This is a genomic window from Roseovarius sp. MS2 (assembly GCF_051447875.1).
Taxonomy (GTDB): Bacteria; Pseudomonadota; Alphaproteobacteria; order Rhodobacterales; family Rhodobacteraceae; genus Roseovarius; species Roseovarius mucosus_A.
The window spans coordinates 148273-164064 of the sequence record NZ_JBKHVF010000001.1; the positions used below are offsets into that span (position 1 = coordinate 148273).

Below are 15792 nucleotides of genomic sequence, written 5' to 3' on the forward strand. Positions count from 1 at the left end.
GCTTTATCCTTGGGTTCTTCGCTGAGAGACGACCAGATCGGCCTGCTTCCTAGCCAGATGGTCCATATGCGCCACCACATCAAGGGTCATCTCGGAATTCCGCGCCTCTGGCGCATCCTGCAAGGCGGTCAAAACCTCCTCAACCACGATGTTCATATCTGTAAAGCTGATCCGCCCCGCGATAAAGTGATCCAGCGCCCGCTCCTTGGCCGCATTGAACACCGCCCCCGAAAGGCCCCGCGCCTGCATCACCTCGCGCGCCAGCCGCAGCGCGGGATAGCGCTCGGGGTCTGGCGGGCGAAATTCCAGCATGCCAATCGCCGCCAAATCCAGCGCCTCCACCGGCAGCGCCTGTCGCTGCGGCCAGTTCAGCGCATAGCCAATGGCATGGCGCATATCCGGCGGCCCGACATGCGCCATAAGCGCACCATCGCAGAACCCCACCAACGCATGCACCAGCGATTGCGGATGAATAAGCACCTCAATCTGATCGGGGGCAAAGCCAAAAAATTCGCGCGCCTCGATCATCTCCATCGCCTTGTTGAACATCGAAGCGGAATCAATGGTGATCCTCTGCCCCATGGCCCAATTGGGATGGCTCGACGCCTCAGCCACGGTGGCCCCCGCCAGCCGCTCCAGCGGCCAATCGCGAAAGGCCCCGCCCGAAGCGGTGATGATCACCCGGCTCACGGCGGCCGCATCCTCGCCCACAAGCGCCTGAAATATCGCGGAATGTTCGCTATCCACGGGCAGAATATTGGCACGGTTGGCACGCGCGGTGCGCATCATCAGCGCCCCCGCCGTCACCAGCGATTCCTTGTTGGCCAAGGCCAGCGTCGCGCCCTGCTCCAGCGCCGCCAAACCGGGGGCCAGCCCTGCGGCCCCCACGATGGCCGACATCACCCATTGCGCCGGTCGGCTGGCCGCCTCATTCAACGCCGCCTTGCCCGCCGCCGCCTCAACCTTGCTCCCTTTGAGCGCCTCGCGCAGCGACACCAGCAGATCGTCATGCGCCGTCACCGCCACCTCGGCCCCGAGGTCTATGGCATCGCGCGCCAGCTTGTCGATGTGATGCCCCCCCGTCAGCGCCACCACCTGATAGGCCCCCGGCGCGCGCCGGATCAGGTCAATCGTGTTCTGCCCGACAGAGCCGGTTGCCCCTAAAATGGAAATACGTTTCATGCCACCCCCGGCAAGAGGCCCAGCGCCCACAAGATCACCACGACCAACGCCGCGCCCAGCATCGCATCAAACCGGTCCAGCACGCCGCCGTGACCGGGAATAAGGTTGGAACTGTCCTTGATCCCGCGCAACCGCTTGACCGCACTTTCTGCAATATCGCCCATCTGCCCGGCAAACCCCACCAGCACCGACAGCGGCACCAGCGCAAGCCCCGCCCCGGTCGGCGCGGCGAATATCGCCCCGATCACCGCCGCACCAAACCAGCCCGCAATCGTGCCTGACCATGTTTTCTTGGGGCTGATGCGCGGCCAGAACTTGGGCCCACCCAGCATGCGCCCGGCAAAATAGCCCGCAACGTCAGAGATGACCACCACCGCCACCAGCCATAACACCCAGATCAGCCCCGCCTCGGCGCGCAGCGTGCCCATGGCGTAGCACCCCAACAGGGCCCAAATCGCAAGCGCAAAGAACGGCCCGCGCTCGCGCTCGACCGAACTTGCGGCAACCACGACCGCAGCCAAAAGGATCGGCAACACCATGATCCCCGGCAACCACAGCGCCAGTGCCACCGCCACAGCCGCCAGCACGCCCGAGCGCAGCGCGTCAGGGGCCGCGAACATGCGCGCCGCTTCCCAGATCATCGCGCCCGCCAGCACACAGACCAGCGCGGCAAAGGGCAGACCGCCCAACCAGATTTCAATTGCGCCCACAACGATCAGCAAGATACCCGACACAAGGCGCGGCCACAGGTCCGCCCAGCGCGCCGCCCCGCTCATGCAGGCACAGCCCCAAAGCGGCGATCCCGCGCGCCATATTGCGACAGCAACCGGGCGAACACATCCGGCGTGAAATCTGGCCAGAGCGTGTCGATGAATTCATATTCCGCATAGGCCGATTGCCACAGCAGGAAATTGGAAATCCGCGCCTCGCCGCTGGTCCGGATCACCAGATCAGGATCGGGCAGCACGCAGGTATCCAAGTAGCGGGGCAAGGTTTCCTCGTCGACATCCTCGGGGCGCAACCGCCCTTCGGCCACATCAATCGCCAACCGCTTGGTGGCGCGCGACACCTCATCGCGCCCCCCGTAATTCAGCGCGATGGTCAGGTTGGTGCCCGTGCAATGCGCGGTCATCGCCTCGGCCTCATCCATCAGCCCGCGCAGCTTGGCATCCAGCCGGGGCCGGTCGCCGATGAAACGCACCTGCACATTCTCGCGCACGAATTCCTGCATTTCCTTCATGATGTAGCGACGAAAGAGGCTCATCAGCCCCGCCACCTCGGTCTGGGTCCGTTTCCAGTTCTCGGTGGAAAAGGCAAAGATCGTCAGATACTTGACGCCCAAACCGGGGCAGGATTGCACGATCTCGCGCACCCGGCGTGCACCGGCATGATGACCAAAGAGACGCGGCCGCCCACGCTTTTGCGCCCAACGCCCGTTGCCATCCATAATGATCGCCACATGGCGCGGCCCCTCGGCCGGCGCGGATATTCCTGCCATGGGCGCACTTTTTGCCATCAGACCTGCATGATCTCCGCTTGCTTACCCTCCAGCAATTCATCGACATGCTTGATGAAACGGTCGGTCAGAGATTGCACCTCGGATTCCCAGAATTTCTGATCATCCTCCGACATGCCATCGCCTTTGGCCTTCTTGATCTGATCCATCCCGTCGCGGCGCACATTGCGCACAGCAACCCGGGCATGCTCGGCATATTGCGCCGCCACTTTGGTCAGCTCTTTGCGCCGCTGTTCGTTCAGCTCAGGAATCGGCAGCATGATAATGGTGCCGTTAAGCTGCGGATTGATGCCCAAACCACTCTCGCGAATGGCTTTTTCCACCTTACCGACAAGGCCCTTGTCCCAGACATTGACCGTCACCATGCGCGGTTCGGGCACGTTGACCGTGCCCACCTGATTGATCGGGGTTTTCTGGCCATAGGCATCGACCATGATCGGCTCCAGCATCGAGGCCGAGGCGCGACCGGTGCGCAACGAGGCAAACTCGGTTTTGAGCGCGCCAATCGCACCCTCCATCCGGCGCTCCAGATCACCTGTGTCGATTTCGATATCATCCGCCATATTGTCTTGGTCCTTCTTGCGGCTCTTGCGTCTAAGCCTTGTTTTGCCTCAACCGTGCACGGTTGTATAGGTGCCCTCACCGGCCAGAATGCCCTTGAACCCGCCCGGTTCGTCAAGCGAGAAGACGATAATCGGCAAGTTATTGTCCCGCGCCAGCGCAATCGCCGAGGCATCCATCACCCCCAGATGCTGCGCCAGCACCTCGTCATAGGTCACACGCTCGAACCGCTTGGCATCCGGATATTTGATCGGGTCCTTGTCATAGACCCCATCCACCTTGGTCCCCTTAAAGATCGCCTCACAGGCCATTTCATTGGCCCGCAGCGTTGCCGCCGTATCGGTGGTGAAATAGGGGTTGCCGGTTCCAGCGGCAAAAATGCACACGCGCTTTTTCTCCAGATGCCGCACGGCACGGCGGCGGATATAGGGCTCTGCCACCTCATCCATGCGAATGGCGCTGATCACCCGGCAAAACACGCCCATTTTCTCCAGCGCGCTCTGCATGGCCAGCGCGTTCATCACTGTGGCCAGCATGCCCATGTAATCCGCCGTCGTGCGCTCCATCCCCTGAGCGCTGCCTTGCAAGCCGCGAAAAATGTTACCGCCGCCAATCACCATGCAGATCTCAACCCCCAGATCATGCACAATCTTGACCTCGCGCGCGATCCGCTCAACCGTTGGGGGATGCAACCCGTAGCCCAGATCCCCCATCAGCGCCTCCCCGGAAATCTTGAGCATCACACGGGTGAATTTGGCTCTCTCCGGGGTGGTCATCGGCATTCTCCGTTCGGTCGTGTCAATCTCGCGCAAAATGTCGCAAATGCCGCCCATGTGCAATCGCTGATCACCCCGTTTCGCGGGGAAAAGGCGGCAAACCGCCTCGCCAAACCGCGCGATTGGCGCTAACCGGGGCCTATGAGCCTGCCCGTTGAGATCCACCCTGACCGCCCCGTCTTGATCGCTGGCCCCACCGCCAGCGGCAAATCGGCGCTCGCGATGCATATCGCGCGCACCCAAGGTGGCGTCATCGTCAACGCCGACGCCCTGCAAGTCTATGAAAACTGGCGCATTCTCAGCGCCAGGCCCAGCGCCGAGGACACAGCAACCGTTCCCCACCGCCTGTACGGGCATATCGGCGCGCAGGACGACTATTCCACCGGCCATTGGCTGCGCGAGGTGGCGGCGATCCTCCAGACGCCAGAACGCGCGATCATCATCGGCGGCACCGGCCTCTATTTCAGCGCGTTGACCGAAGGTCTGGCCGAGATTCCCCCAACCCCACCCGCTTTGCGCGCCGAGGCCGATCACCTCATGGCCACACAAGGGCTATCCACACTCCTTGCCGCCCTTGATCCCACGACCCTTGCGCGCATCGACACCCGCAATCCCATGCGCGTCCAGCGCGCGTGGGAGGTGCAGCGCGCCACAGGTCGCGGGCTGGCCGCATGGCAGGATGACACGCCGCCACCCCTTCTGCCACTCTCCGGCTGCACCCCGCTTTTGATCACCGCCAACAAGGATTGGCTAAATGCCCGCATCGCCCGCCGGTTTGACGCCATGCTCGCCGCCGGGGCGCTGGACGAGGTGCGCGCCAATCTGCCCCTCTGGAACCCTGCCCTGCCCTCGATGAAGGCCATCGGCGCGCCCGAACTCATCGCGCATTTACGCGGCGAAATGACGCTCGATCAGGCGCGCGAGGCCGCCACCATCGCCACCCGCCAATATGCCAAACGCCAGCGCACATGGTTCCGCGCGCGGATGCAGGCATGGCAGCCGATAGAGGCCGAAACGCTCACCGCCTGAAACGCTCGCATTTCGTGCAAGCATTTCGCATTTCGTGCAGCGAACCACGATTTTCAGGACTTGTGAGGCGACAAATCGCCCCTGCCCTCTCCAATTCCGCCCAAGGCCGCCCGGCCCCGTCTTTGGGAGGAGACCACATGATTTCAGCCGCATTCGAGTATCACCGCCCCGGTGATCTGCCCGCCGCCCTCGCCCTCTTGCAACAACACGGCGACGAGGCCCGTGTTATCGCAGGCGGTCACAGCCTCATCCCGATGATGAAGCTGCGCATGGCCGAGGTGCCGCACCTCATCGACTTGCAAGCGATCGACGCGCTGCGCGGGATCACCATGGATGGCAGCCGCATCACCCTTGGGGCCATGGTCACGCAGGCCGAAATCATCGCTCATGCCGGTCTGACCACCCACGCGCCCATCCTGCGCGAGGCGGCGCTTCAGATTGCTGATCCGCAGGTGCGCGCCATGGGCACGCTCGGCGGCAACGTCGCAAATGGCGATCCCGGCAACGACATGCCCGGCCTGATGCAATGCCTGAACGCCACATTCCACGTCACCGGCCCCGAGGGCAGCCGCACCATCCCCGCACGGGAATTCTACGAGAGCGCCTATCTGACCGCCCGCGAGGATGACGAAATCCTGACCGCAGTCAGCTTTGACGCGCCCACCGGCGGGCAGGCCTATGAGAAACAGAAACGCAAGATCGGCGATTACGCCACCGCCGCCGCCGCCGTGATCCTCACCCGCTCGGGCGATCACTGCACCGCCGCGTCCATCGCCATGACCAACCTCTCCGATACGCCCATCTGGGCCGAGGCAGCAGGCAATGCCCTCATCGGCACCGCCTGCGGCGAAGATGCCGTCATCGCCGCAATCACCGCGATGCAAACCGCCATCGACCCGTCAGAGGACAATCGCGGACCGGTCGAATTCAAACGCCACGCGGCAGGCATCATCCTTGCCCGCGCCATCGCCCGCGCTTGGTCGCGCGCCTGAGGAAACGCACCCATGTCCAAGAAAATGCAGATCACCCTCACCGTGAACGGCACCCGCCATGAATTGCTGGCAGAACCACGCGAGCTTTTGATCCATGTCCTGCGCGAACGCCTCAATATCACAGGCCCGCATATCGGCTGCGAAACCTCGCATTGCGGCGCCTGCACCGTGATTATGGGCGACCGGTCGATCAAATCCTGCACCGTCTTCGCCGCTCAGGCAGACGGGGCCAGCATCACCACCATCGAAGGGCTCGGAAGCCCCGATGCGCTCCACCCGCTGCAAGAGGCGTTTCGCGAGCATCACGGGTTGCAATGCGGCTTTTGCACGCCGGGTATGATCACCCGCGCGGCACAACTGCTTAAGGAAAACCCCGACCCCACCGAAGAAGAGGTGCGCTTCGGCATGGCGGGCAATCTCTGCCGCTGCACCGGCTATCAAAACATCGTCAAATCGGTGCTCGCCGCCGCTGCCACACTCAATTCCTCCAAGGAGGCCGCAGAATGAACGATCTGACGCCAGACCGCGACGACCGCACCGCCAAGCTCAAGGGCATCGGCTGCGCCCGCAAGCGCGTCGAAGATGCGCGCTTTACCCAAGGCAAGGGCAATTATGTCGATGACATCAAGATGCCCGGCATGCTCTTTGGCGATTTCGTCCGTTCGCCCTATGCCCATGCCCGCGTGAAATCCATCGACACCTCCGCCGCCATGGCGCTTGACGGCGTGGTGGCTGTGCTGACGGCCAAGGATCTCGAACCGCTCGGCCTGCATTGGATGCCCACCCTTGCGGGCGACAAACAGATGGTGCTTGCCGATGGCAAAGTGCTCTTTCAAGGACAAGAAGTGGCCTTTGTCGTCGCCCGCGACCGTTACGTTGCCGCCGACGCTGTGGAACTGGTCGACGTCGAGTATGAGGAACTCCCCGTCATCACCGACCCGTTCGAGGCGCTCAACTCCGACACAGTGCTGCGCGAGGATCTCGCCCCCGGTGCCGATGGTGCCCACGGCCCCCGCCGCCACCCCAACCATATTTTCCTGTGGGAACAGGGCGATAAATCCACCACCGAAGAGGTGATCGCCTCCGCCGATGTGGTGGCCGAGGAAATGATCTATTACCACCGCACCCACCCCTGCCCACTGGAAACCTGCGGCTGCGTCGCCTCCATGGACAAGGTGAATGGCAAGCTCACGCTCTATGGCACCTTTCAGGCCCCGCATGTGGTGCGCACCGTGGCCTCCTTGCTGTCGGGCATCGACGAACACAACATCCGCGTGGTGTCGCCCGACATCGGCGGCGGCTTTGGCAACAAGGTCGGCGTTTATCCCGGCTATGTCTGCTCGATCGTCGCCACCATCGTCACCGGCCTGCCGGTGAAATGGGTCGAGGATCGGATGGAAAACCTGATGGCCACCGCCTTCGCCCGCGACTACTGGATGAAGGGCAAGATCGCGGCCACCAAAGAGGGCAAGATCACCGGCCTCTGGTGCCATGTCACCGCCGATCACGGCGCGTTCGACGCCTGCGCCGATCCAACCAAATTCCCGGCCGGATTCTTTCACATCTGCACCGGCAGCTATGACATCCCCGTGGCCTACGTGGGCGTCGATGGCGTCTATACCAACAAGGCCCCGGGCGGCGTCGCCTATCGCTGCTCCTTCCGCGTGACCGAGGCCGCGTATTTCATAGAGCGCATGATCGAAATACTGGCCATTGAACTCGGCATGGACGCGGCAGAACTCCGCCGCATCAACTTCATCCGCGCCGATCAATTCCCCTATCACTCGGCGCTTGGCTGGGAATATGACAGCGGCGATTACCACACCGCCTGGGACAAGGCGCTCGAGGCTGTGGATTACGCCGGGCTGCGCGCCGAACAGGCCGAACGCATCGAGGCCTTCAAACGCGGCGAAACCCGCAAACTGATTGGCATTGGCCTCACGCATTTCACCGAAATCGTGGGGGCCGGCCCGGTCAAGAATTGCGACATCCTTGGGATGGGCATGTTCGACAGCTGCGAAATCCGCATCCACCCCACCGGATCGGCCATCGCCCGCCTTGGCACCATCTCTCAGGGTCAAGGCCACGCCACCACCTTTGCCCAGATCCTCGCCACCGAAATCGGCATCCCGGCGGACAAGATCACGGTGGAAGAAGGCGACACCGACACCGCGCCCTACGGCCTTGGCACCTATGGCAGCCGCTCTACCCCCGTGGCAGGGGCCGCCACCGCGCTCGCCGGTCGCAAAATCCGCGCCAAGGCGCAGATGATCGCGGCCTATCTGCTAGAGGTCCATGACGATGACGTCGAATTCGACATCGACCGCTTCGCCGTCAAAGGCGCGCCGGAACGGTTCAAGACCATGGCCGAGATTGCCTATGCCGCCTATCATCAGGCCATTCCCGGCGTCGAGCCGGGGCTCGAAGCGGTCAGCTACTACGATCCGCCCAACATGACCTATCCCTTCGGGGCCTATATCTGCGTGATGGAAATCGACGTCGACACCGGCGAGACCCAAATCCGCCAGTTCTACGCGCTCGACGATTGCGGCACCCGCATCAACCCGATGGTGATCGAAGGCCAAGTGCATGGCGGCCTGACAGAGGCGCTCGCCATCGCCATGGGACAGGAAATTGCCTATGACGAGATGGGCAATGTCAAAACCGGCACGCTGATGGATTTCTTTATCCCCACCGCGTGGGAAACGCCGCATTACACCACAGATCATACGGAAACCCCCTCGCCACACCACCCCATCGGGGCCAAGGGCGTGGGTGAAAGCCCGAATGTCGGCGGTGTTCCGGCCTTTTCAAACGCCGTGCATGATGCGCTGCGCCCCTTTGGCCTGCGTCAAAGCCATATGCCGCATGATCATTGGCGCATCTGGCGCGCAGCCCATGACCTCGGGCTGCATGGCTGAGGACGGGACCGGGGGCCAGCCCCCGGACCCCCGGAGTATTTGCACCAAAAAGAAACAGGGAGACTGCATGCAAGGCTGGCGCGATCTGCAACAGGGCATGACAGATCATGGCTATATCGCAGGTGACGATTTGGCCATGGCGCTGCATATCGCCCTGTCACTGGAACGGCCCCTCCTGCTGGAAGGGGCTGCAGGCGTCGGCAAGACCGAGGTGGCGCGCGTGTTGGCTGCGATGAAATCCGCGCGCCTGATCCGCCTGCAATGCTACGAAGGGCTCGACGCCGCCCAAGCCATCTATGAATGGAACTACCCCCGCCAACTCCTCGCCATCCGCGCCGCCTCAGAGGGCGGCGAGACCGGCGCAGGCGTGGAAGCGCGAATTTTCTCTGATGATTACCTCTTGGAGCGGCCCCTCTTGCAGGCCATCCGGCAGGCAGAATCGCCGGTCCTGCTGATCGACGAGATCGACCGCGCCGACGAGGAATTCGAGGCCTATCTTCTTGAAATCCTGTCCGAGTTCCAGATCACCATCCCCGAAATGGGCACTCTTACCGCCACCGCGCGCCCGATGGTGATCCTCACCGCCAATGGCACCCGTGACCTTTCGGATGCGCTGCGCAGGCGGTGCATTTATGCCCATGTCGATTACCCGGACCGCACCGCAGAGCTTGCAATATTGCAAAGCCGCTGTCCGCAGATCGACCAGCACCTCACCCGCCAGATCGTCAGCTTCGTGCAGGCCCTCCGCCGCGAGGACCTTGAGAAAACTCCCGGCATCGCCGAAACCCTCGATTTCGCCGCGGCTCTTGCGGGCCTTGGCATCAACGATCTGACCCATGATCCGGTGATCTTGCAAGCCGCGCTTGCGACCCTGCTCAAGACCCAAACAGACCGCGCCAATATCACTACAGAAGTGGCGCAGCGCCTCGCAGGGCAGGCCGCATGAGCCGCGTCACCCGCTTTGCCGCCCGCGATCCGGGGCCATCCGCACGTATCGCAGGCTTCATCGCCCATCTGCGCGCCAATGGCCTGAGGTTGGGCGTGGGCGAGACACAAACAGCCCTTACAGCCCTCAGCCATATCAACGCGGCCAACCCCGACGAGACCCGCCGCGCCCTCAAATCAGTTTGCGCCAGCACCGCCGATGAGGTGGCCCAGTTCGACGCGCTCTTTGACAGCTATTGGCTGAGCGCAGGCCGCGTGCGCGAGAAATTCGCCCCGTCAGAGCGCAGCGGCAATGCCAATAGCCGCAACAGCCGCGATGCCAGCGGTGAAAACAGCACCGCGCGCGGGCAAATCCACGCCCCCGACGATGGCAGGGGTGCGGCCCATGGCGACGGCACCGGCACGCTCATCGCCAGCCGCACCGCCAGCCTGATGCATCACGACATGCGCAAACTGGTCAGCCCGCAGGATATTGCCGAGGCTGAATCCATCGCCCGCCGCCTTGCGCAATCCCTCGCCTACCGCCGGTCCCGCCGCCGCCGGGCCGCCCATCGGGGCGATCAGATCCACTTTCGCCGCCTCATCCGCGCCAGCCTTGCCACCGGGGGCGAACCCCTGACACTCCCGCGCAAGAAACGCCCGGATCGTCAGATGCGGATCGTCGCCCTCTGCGATGTCTCCGGCTCGATGACGATCTATGCGCGGGTGTTTTTGGCCTTTCTCACCGGCCTTGTTCGCGCTGATGACGCCACGGATGCCTGGCTCTTTCATACCCGCCTTGTGCGTATTTCGGACGCGCTGCGCGATCCTGACCCACTGCGCGCCCTCAACCGCCTGTCGCTTCTGGCCGATGGCTTTGGCGGCGGGTCCAAGATTGGCGCATCGCTGGCAGATTTCGCCCGTGGCCCCGCGCGGCACGGCGTCAATTCCCGCACGGTCGTGGTGATCCTGTCGGACGGCTATGACACTGACGCGCCCGCAGCCCTGACCGAGGCCCTCATCCGCCTGCGCAAACGAGGTGGGCGAATCATTTGGCTCAACCCCTTGAAAGGTTATGCAGATTACGCGCCCGTCACCGCCGCCATGGCCGCTGCCCTGCCGCATCTCGATCTCTTTGCCGCCGCCACGACGCTGAACGATCTGGCGGCCCTCGGCCCGCAGCTGGAGCGCCTGACATGATCTCTGACACGCTCAACACCGCCACCCACCGCCTGAACGCCACCCGCACCCCCTATGCCATTGCCACGGTGATCCGCACCGTGGGGGCCACTGCCGCCAAACCCGGCGCACGCGCGCTGATCCTCGCCGATGGCACCATATCAGAGGGCTGGATTGGTGGCGGCTGCGTGCGGGGTGCGGTGGCCCGCGCCGCCCAAAGCGCCCTCGCCGAAGGCACGCCGCGCCTCATTTCCATTCAGCCTGACGAAGACCTGACCGCGCAGGGCCTGACCCCCGGCGAACACCATCAGGGCCGCGACATCGCCCGCAACGGCTGTCCCAGCAAGGGCGCGATGGAGATTTTCGTGGAACCGGTCCTGCCCCGCCCCGAACTTGTGATCCTTGGTGCCTCACCTGTGGCGCTTGCCCTCGCCACGCTTGCGCAGCCCTTCGGGTTTGACATCACCACACCCGATACCCAGCCCGATTCTGGCCCCCTGCCCGCCGCCAACCATGCGCGGATGGTGGTCATCGCCACCCAAGGGGCCGGCGATCTCGACGCCCTGCGCACGGCACTGGCCTCTGACGCCGACTATATCGGCTTTGTCGCCAGCCGCCGCAAATTCACAACCCTCGCCGCGCGGCTTGAGGCCACGCCAGAGACGCTGGCGCGCGTCCATTCCCCGGCGGGCCTTGCGATCAACGCTGTCACCCCCGAGGAAATCGCGCTCTCAATTCTGGCCCAGATCGTCCAGCACCGCCGCCAAGGCCAGCGCCAAACCTGACATTCCCCTAAATATCAAGGAGACCCCCATGGACCTCGCCGATGAAATCACGCTCAATGCGCCCAAATCCCGCGTCTATGCCGCGCTCAACGATCCCGAGATTCTGCGCCAGAGCATTCCGGGATGCGAGGAACTGATCAAACATTCCGATACAGAATTAGAGGCCCGCGTCGTGCTCAAGATCGGCCCGGTCAAGGCACGCTTTACCGGTACGGTCAGGCTCGACACCTCGGGTGCGCCAGATGCGTTTTCATTGACGGGCCAAGGCAATGGCGGCGCTGCGGGCCATGCCAAGGGCGGCGCGGATGTGACGCTGACCGAAGAAAACGGCGTCACCACCCTGCGCTATAATGCCCGCGCCGACATCGGCGGCAAGCTCGCGCAATTGGGCAGCCGCCTCATTCAAAGCACGGCGAAAAAGCTCGCCGCGCAGTTTTTCACCAATTTTCAAGAGGTGGTCGCCCCGGCAGAGGTTTAGAGCCCCGCCAGAAACGCCGCAATACCAGCCTCCGCAACCTCGCGGTCCTGCATCGGCGTGCCCGAACTCACGCCGATGCCACCCACAACATCGCCCTCCACAACCACGGGCAGGCCGCCGCCCACCACCATCAACCGCCCGCCAATGGCCGCCGCGATGCCATAGGCGGGCATGCCGGGTTGGCTCAACTCGCCATACTCATGCGTCGCTTTCTTGGCTCCGGCGGCGGTAAAGGCCTTGTCGATCGCAATGGTGATCGACGTAACCTTGCCCCCGTCCATCCGCTCAAACGCCACCAGATTGCCGCCCTCGTCGGTGATGGCGATACACATCGGCACGCCGATCTCCGCCGCCTTGGCGCGCGCGCCCGCCAAGAGCACCCCAGCGTCCGCCAGATCGAGCCTTTTTACCGTCAGCATAAACCGTTCCCCCTATGCCGCTTTGACCCCGCGCCGCGCCGCATGCAACAGCGGCTCTGTATAGCCCGAGGGCTGCTTGGCCCCTTCAAAAATCAGATCCCGCGCCGCCTTGAACGCCGCCCCATCGAAATCGGGGGCCATCGGGCGATAGGCCGGGTCCTGCGCGTTCTGCGCATCCACCTTGGGTGCCATACGCCGCAGCGAGGCGTCAATCTCTTCCGCTGTGCATATCCCGTGGATCAGCCAATTGGCCAGATACTGCGACGAAATCCGCAAAGTCGCGCGATCCTCCATCAGCGCCACATCGTTGATGTCCGGCACCTTGGAACAGCCGATCCCCTGATCGACCCAACGCACGACATAGCCCAGAATCGACTGACAGGAATTGTCCAGCTCGCGCCGTACTTCTTCGCCCGATAGGTTGCGCCCCACCATCAGCGGCGGCGTCAGCAGATCAGCCCGCGCCGCGCAATCCCGGCCCTTGAGCGCCGCTTGCAGCCCGGCCACATCCACCTGATGGTAATGCGTGGCATGCAGCGTCGCCGCTGTGGGCGACGGCACCCAAGCCGTATTCGCCCCAGCCTTGGGATGCCCGATCTTGACCTCCAGCATATCGGCCATCGCATCGGGCTTGGCCCACATGCCCTTGCCGATTTGCCCGCGCCCGGTCATGCCGGCTGCAAGGCCCGCATCGACATTCCCGGCCTCATAGGCCGCAAGCCAGATAGCCTTTTGCATCTCGCCCTTGGGAATGACCGGCCCCGCCTGCATCGAGGTGTGAATCTCGTCGCCGGTCCGATCAAGGAACCCGGTGTTGATGAACACACAGCGATCCTTGACCGCCTTGATACAGGCCATAAGGTTCGCCGAGGTCCGCCGCTCCTCATCCATCACGCCCAGCTTGACAGTATTTTGCGGCAGGCCCAGCACCTCTTCGACCCGCCCATAGAGCGTATCGACAAAGGCGCATTCCTCTGGCCCATGCAGCTTGGGGATCACCACATAGACCGATCCAGCCCGCGAATTGCCCTCTGCACCGCGCGCCAGATCATGCATCGCCGCCGCAACCGTCACGGCGGCATCCAGCATCACCTCGGGCGTCTCCTTGCCATCGAGCAGCACCGCATCAGTGGTCATCAAAAGCCCGACATTGCGCACCAGCATCAGCGCACGTCCTGGATGCACCACCTCGTTCCCCTGCGGATCAAGATAGGTCACATCCGGGTTCAGCGCCCGGGTGAGCAGACGCCCGCCCTTCTCGAACCGCTCTTGCAGGTCGCCACGCATCAGACCCAGCCAATTGCCATAGACCACGCATTTATCGTCAGCATCCACCGCCGCGACCGAATCCTCGCAATCCTGTATCGCGGTCAGCGCGCTTTCGATCCGCACATCCGAAATTCCCGCCGGATCATCGCGGCCAATGGCCGACGCCCGGTCAATCACGATCTCGATCATCAGCCCATTGACCCGCAACATCACGTTGCCGCCCGCCGTAGTGCCTGCAAACTGCCCTGCATCAGCCAACCCCGTGACGTGCCCGCCCACGGTAACACGCAACGCGCCGTCCACCTCCAACGCCGCGACATCCGCCCAGGACCCGGCGGCCAAGGGGGCCACCTTGTCCAGATGCGCCCGCGCCCAGGCAATCACTTGGCTGCCCCGCGCAGCATCATAGCCCGGCCCCTCTGCCCGGCCCGCAATTGCATCCGTGCCATAAAGCGCATCATAAAGACTGCCCCAACGCGCATTGGCGGCATTGAGCGCAAACCGCGCATTCATCACCGGCACCACCAATTGCGGCCCCGCAACCTGTGCAATCTCGGCATCCACATTCTGCGTGCCCAGCTCAAACGCCTCAGGTTCCGGCACCAGATAGCCGATCTCGGTCAGAAATTCGCGATACGCGTCACCATCAAACTGCTGCCCGCGCCGCGCGCGGTGCCAGCCGTCAATCTGCACCTGCAGCTCCCGCCGCTTGGCCAAAAGGGCCGCGTTCTTGGGCGCAAGATCCCGCAACAGCGCGGCATAGCCGGACCAGAACTGATCAGCACTCAGCCCAAGCAGCACCTCATCTTCGATCAAACGGGCCAGCGGTGCGGCCACGCTCAGGCCGTGACGGTCAACATAGGTGGTCATGGTATCGCTCCAGTATTTCAGGAAATCATCGGGTTTTGCAGCTACTTCAGTGCTGCGGGACTTGTAAGAACGGGAAAAATGTTTTCCATTGTATGGAAAGGTATACCGAACATGACCGATCCCCAATCCCAAGGCGTCCAGTCTGTCGCCCGCGCCCTGCGCCTGCTGCACCTGCTCAGCCAGCAGGACGAAGGCGCGCGCGTGTCGGATTTGGCCCGGCTGGCCGGTCTTGCGGTCTCGACCACGCACCGCCTGCTGACCACGCTCGAATTGCAGCACTTCGCACAATTCGATTCAGAGCGCGCGCTGTGGCATGTCGGACGGGGCGCGTTTTCCGTTGGCACCGCCTTTGCCCGGCGGCATAATTTCGTCACCCCGGCCCTGCCGCTCTTGCGCCACCTGCGCGATGCCACGCGCGAGACCGCCAATCTCGGCATTCTCGATCAGGACGAGCTTGTGACCCTCTCACAGGTCGAAAGCCGCGAAATCATGCGCGCCATCTCGCCCCCCGGCGGGCGCGTGCCCGCCTTTTGCTCTGGCATGGGCAAGGCGATTCTCGCCACATGGCCCGATGCCGATATCGCCGAGTTCGTGGCCCGCACCGGGTTTCACCCGATGACCAAACGCTCACACCGCAGCCTGACCACAGCCATGGTCGATATCAAACGCATCCGCGCCCAAGGCTTTGCACTTGATGACGAGGAGCATGTGACGGGCTTACGCTGCTTGGCCGCCGTGGTCTGGTCGCCACAGGCCGAAGCAGTCTGCGCCATCTCGGTCTCGGGTCTGGCCGCACGTCTGCCTGATGCCCGGCTCGACACCGTCGGGCGTCAAGTGGCCGAGGCCGCAGCCGAACTCACCCAGCGCATCGGCGGGCAAAAACCGGACTGA

16 protein-coding genes are annotated in these 15792 nt (G+C 63.5%); 9 read left to right on the top strand and 7 right to left on the bottom strand.

What is annotated here, in order from left to right; genetic code table 11:
* Window positions 1-3 precede the first annotated feature (3 nt).
* The 5 genes from dxr to pyrH are packed head-to-tail and all read right to left on the bottom strand — an operon-like array spanning window position 4 to window position 4035.
* Complete coding sequence (dxr, locus tag ACLGGT_RS00805; protein WP_008280455.1) at window positions 4-1182, bottom strand: 1-deoxy-D-xylulose-5-phosphate reductoisomerase; 1179 nt, start codon at window positions 1180-1182, stop codon at window positions 4-6.
* Window positions 1179-1958 (bottom strand): phosphatidate cytidylyltransferase, encoded by a 780-nt coding sequence (locus ACLGGT_RS00810; protein ID WP_437194830.1) that lies wholly within the window; start codon window positions 1956-1958, stop codon window positions 1179-1181. The genes dxr and ACLGGT_RS00810 overlap by 4 nt, the downstream gene beginning before the upstream one ends.
* Window positions 1955-2680, bottom strand: coding sequence for an isoprenyl transferase (locus tag ACLGGT_RS00815; RefSeq protein ID WP_437194831.1), 726 nt, complete (start codon window positions 2678-2680; stop codon window positions 1955-1957). The genes ACLGGT_RS00810 and ACLGGT_RS00815 overlap by 4 nt, the downstream gene beginning before the upstream one ends.
* Before the next feature lie 17 nt (window positions 2681-2697).
* Window positions 2698-3261 (bottom strand): ribosome recycling factor, encoded by a 564-nt coding sequence (gene frr, locus ACLGGT_RS00820; protein ID WP_008280458.1) that lies wholly within the window; start codon window positions 3259-3261, stop codon window positions 2698-2700.
* A gap of 48 nt (window positions 3262-3309) precedes the next feature.
* Window positions 3310-4035, bottom strand: coding sequence for a UMP kinase (gene pyrH, locus ACLGGT_RS00825; RefSeq protein ID WP_198133578.1), 726 nt, complete (start codon window positions 4033-4035; stop codon window positions 3310-3312).
* A 141-nt stretch (window positions 4036-4176) separates the two neighbouring features.
* On the opposite strand from pyrH, the gene miaA reads away from it, so the two are divergent.
* The 8 genes from miaA (at window position 4177) to ACLGGT_RS00865 (ending at window position 12343) form a co-directional block, all read left to right on the top strand.
* Entirely contained in the window at window positions 4177-5064 is an 888-nt protein-coding gene (gene miaA / locus ACLGGT_RS00830) for a tRNA (adenosine(37)-N6)-dimethylallyltransferase MiaA (protein WP_437194832.1), read from the top strand.
* Between the two features lie 137 nt (window positions 5065-5201).
* Entirely contained in the window at window positions 5202-6056 is an 855-nt protein-coding gene (locus tag ACLGGT_RS00835) for an FAD binding domain-containing protein (protein ID WP_437194833.1), read from the top strand.
* A gap of 12 nt (window positions 6057-6068) precedes the next feature.
* Entirely contained in the window at window positions 6069-6563 is a 495-nt protein-coding gene (locus ACLGGT_RS00840; protein WP_008280463.1) for a (2Fe-2S)-binding protein, read from the top strand.
* Window positions 6560-8977 (top strand): aerobic carbon-monoxide dehydrogenase large subunit, encoded by a 2418-nt coding sequence (locus ACLGGT_RS00845; protein WP_081506614.1) that lies wholly within the window; start codon window positions 6560-6562, stop codon window positions 8975-8977. The genes ACLGGT_RS00840 and ACLGGT_RS00845 overlap by 4 nt, the downstream gene beginning before the upstream one ends.
* Before the next feature lie 67 nt (window positions 8978-9044).
* Window positions 9045-9923 (top strand): AAA family ATPase, encoded by an 879-nt coding sequence (locus ACLGGT_RS00850; protein ID WP_081506615.1) that lies wholly within the window; start codon window positions 9045-9047, stop codon window positions 9921-9923.
* Window positions 9920-11101 carry a vWA domain-containing protein gene (locus tag ACLGGT_RS00855; RefSeq protein ID WP_437194834.1) on the top strand — a complete coding sequence of 394 codons (1182 nt, stop codon included), beginning with the start codon at window positions 9920-9922 and terminating at the stop codon, window positions 11099-11101. The genes ACLGGT_RS00850 and ACLGGT_RS00855 overlap by 4 nt, the downstream gene beginning before the upstream one ends.
* Window positions 11098-11865, top strand: coding sequence for an XdhC family protein (locus ACLGGT_RS00860; protein ID WP_437194835.1), 768 nt, complete (start codon window positions 11098-11100; stop codon window positions 11863-11865). Before ACLGGT_RS00855 ends, ACLGGT_RS00860 begins: the two co-directional genes overlap by 4 nt.
* A gap of 28 nt (window positions 11866-11893) precedes the next feature.
* Window positions 11894-12343 carry a CoxG family protein gene (locus ACLGGT_RS00865; RefSeq protein WP_437194836.1) on the top strand — a complete coding sequence of 150 codons (450 nt, stop codon included), beginning with the start codon at window positions 11894-11896 and terminating at the stop codon, window positions 12341-12343.
* On the opposite strand, the gene ACLGGT_RS00870 is transcribed toward ACLGGT_RS00865, so the two are convergent.
* A complete protein-coding gene (locus ACLGGT_RS00870) occupies window positions 12340-12762 on the bottom strand; it encodes a GlcG/HbpS family heme-binding protein (RefSeq protein ID WP_375553190.1) in 423 nt (140 codons plus the stop codon). The genes ACLGGT_RS00865 and ACLGGT_RS00870 overlap by 4 nt on opposite strands.
* 12 nt (window positions 12763-12774) lie before the next feature.
* Entirely contained in the window at window positions 12775-14901 is a 2127-nt protein-coding gene (locus ACLGGT_RS00875) for a malate synthase G (protein ID WP_437194837.1), read from the bottom strand.
* A 111-nt stretch (window positions 14902-15012) separates the two neighbouring features.
* Between ACLGGT_RS00875 and ACLGGT_RS00880 the strand changes: the two genes are divergently transcribed.
* Window positions 15013-15792, top strand: a complete 780-nt coding sequence (locus ACLGGT_RS00880) for an IclR family transcriptional regulator (protein ID WP_008280471.1) — start codon at window positions 15013-15015, stop codon at window positions 15790-15792.

Bases quoted from the DNA above. Each gene is read 5' to 3' on its own strand.
- ACLGGT_RS00840 (WP_008280463.1), top strand. From the start codon at position 6,069: ATGTCCAAGAAAATGCAGATCACCCTCACCGTGAACGGCACCCGCCAT.
- miaA (WP_437194832.1), top strand. From the start codon at position 4,177: ATGAGCCTGCCCGTTGAGATCCACCCTGACCGCCCCGTCTTGATCGCT.
- ACLGGT_RS00815 (WP_437194831.1), bottom strand. From the start codon at position 2,680: ATGGCAGGAATATCCGCGCCGGCCGAGGGGCCGCGCCATGTGGCGATC.
- ACLGGT_RS00850 (WP_081506615.1), top strand. From the start codon at position 9,045: ATGCAAGGCTGGCGCGATCTGCAACAGGGCATGACAGATCATGGCTAT.
- ACLGGT_RS00855 (WP_437194834.1), top strand. From the start codon at position 9,920: ATGAGCCGCGTCACCCGCTTTGCCGCCCGCGATCCGGGGCCATCCGCA.
- ACLGGT_RS00860 (WP_437194835.1), top strand. From the start codon at position 11,098: ATGATCTCTGACACGCTCAACACCGCCACCCACCGCCTGAACGCCACC.
- ACLGGT_RS00875 (WP_437194837.1), bottom strand. From the start codon at position 14,901: ATGACCACCTATGTTGACCGTCACGGCCTGAGCGTGGCCGCACCGCTG.
- ACLGGT_RS00810 (WP_437194830.1), bottom strand. From the start codon at position 1,958: ATGAGCGGGGCGGCGCGCTGGGCGGACCTGTGGCCGCGCCTTGTGTCG.
- ACLGGT_RS00865 (WP_437194836.1), top strand. From the start codon at position 11,894: ATGGACCTCGCCGATGAAATCACGCTCAATGCGCCCAAATCCCGCGTC.
- ACLGGT_RS00870 (WP_375553190.1), bottom strand. From the start codon at position 12,762: ATGCTGACGGTAAAAAGGCTCGATCTGGCGGACGCTGGGGTGCTCTTG.
- ACLGGT_RS00845 (WP_081506614.1), top strand. From the start codon at position 6,560: ATGAACGATCTGACGCCAGACCGCGACGACCGCACCGCCAAGCTCAAG.
- pyrH (WP_198133578.1), bottom strand. From the start codon at position 4,035: ATGACCACCCCGGAGAGAGCCAAATTCACCCGTGTGATGCTCAAGATT.
- frr (WP_008280458.1), bottom strand. From the start codon at position 3,261: ATGGCGGATGATATCGAAATCGACACAGGTGATCTGGAGCGCCGGATG.
- dxr (WP_008280455.1), bottom strand. From the start codon at position 1,182: ATGAAACGTATTTCCATTTTAGGGGCAACCGGCTCTGTCGGGCAGAAC.
- ACLGGT_RS00835 (WP_437194833.1), top strand. From the start codon at position 5,202: ATGATTTCAGCCGCATTCGAGTATCACCGCCCCGGTGATCTGCCCGCC.
- ACLGGT_RS00880 (WP_008280471.1), top strand. From the start codon at position 15,013: ATGACCGATCCCCAATCCCAAGGCGTCCAGTCTGTCGCCCGCGCCCTG.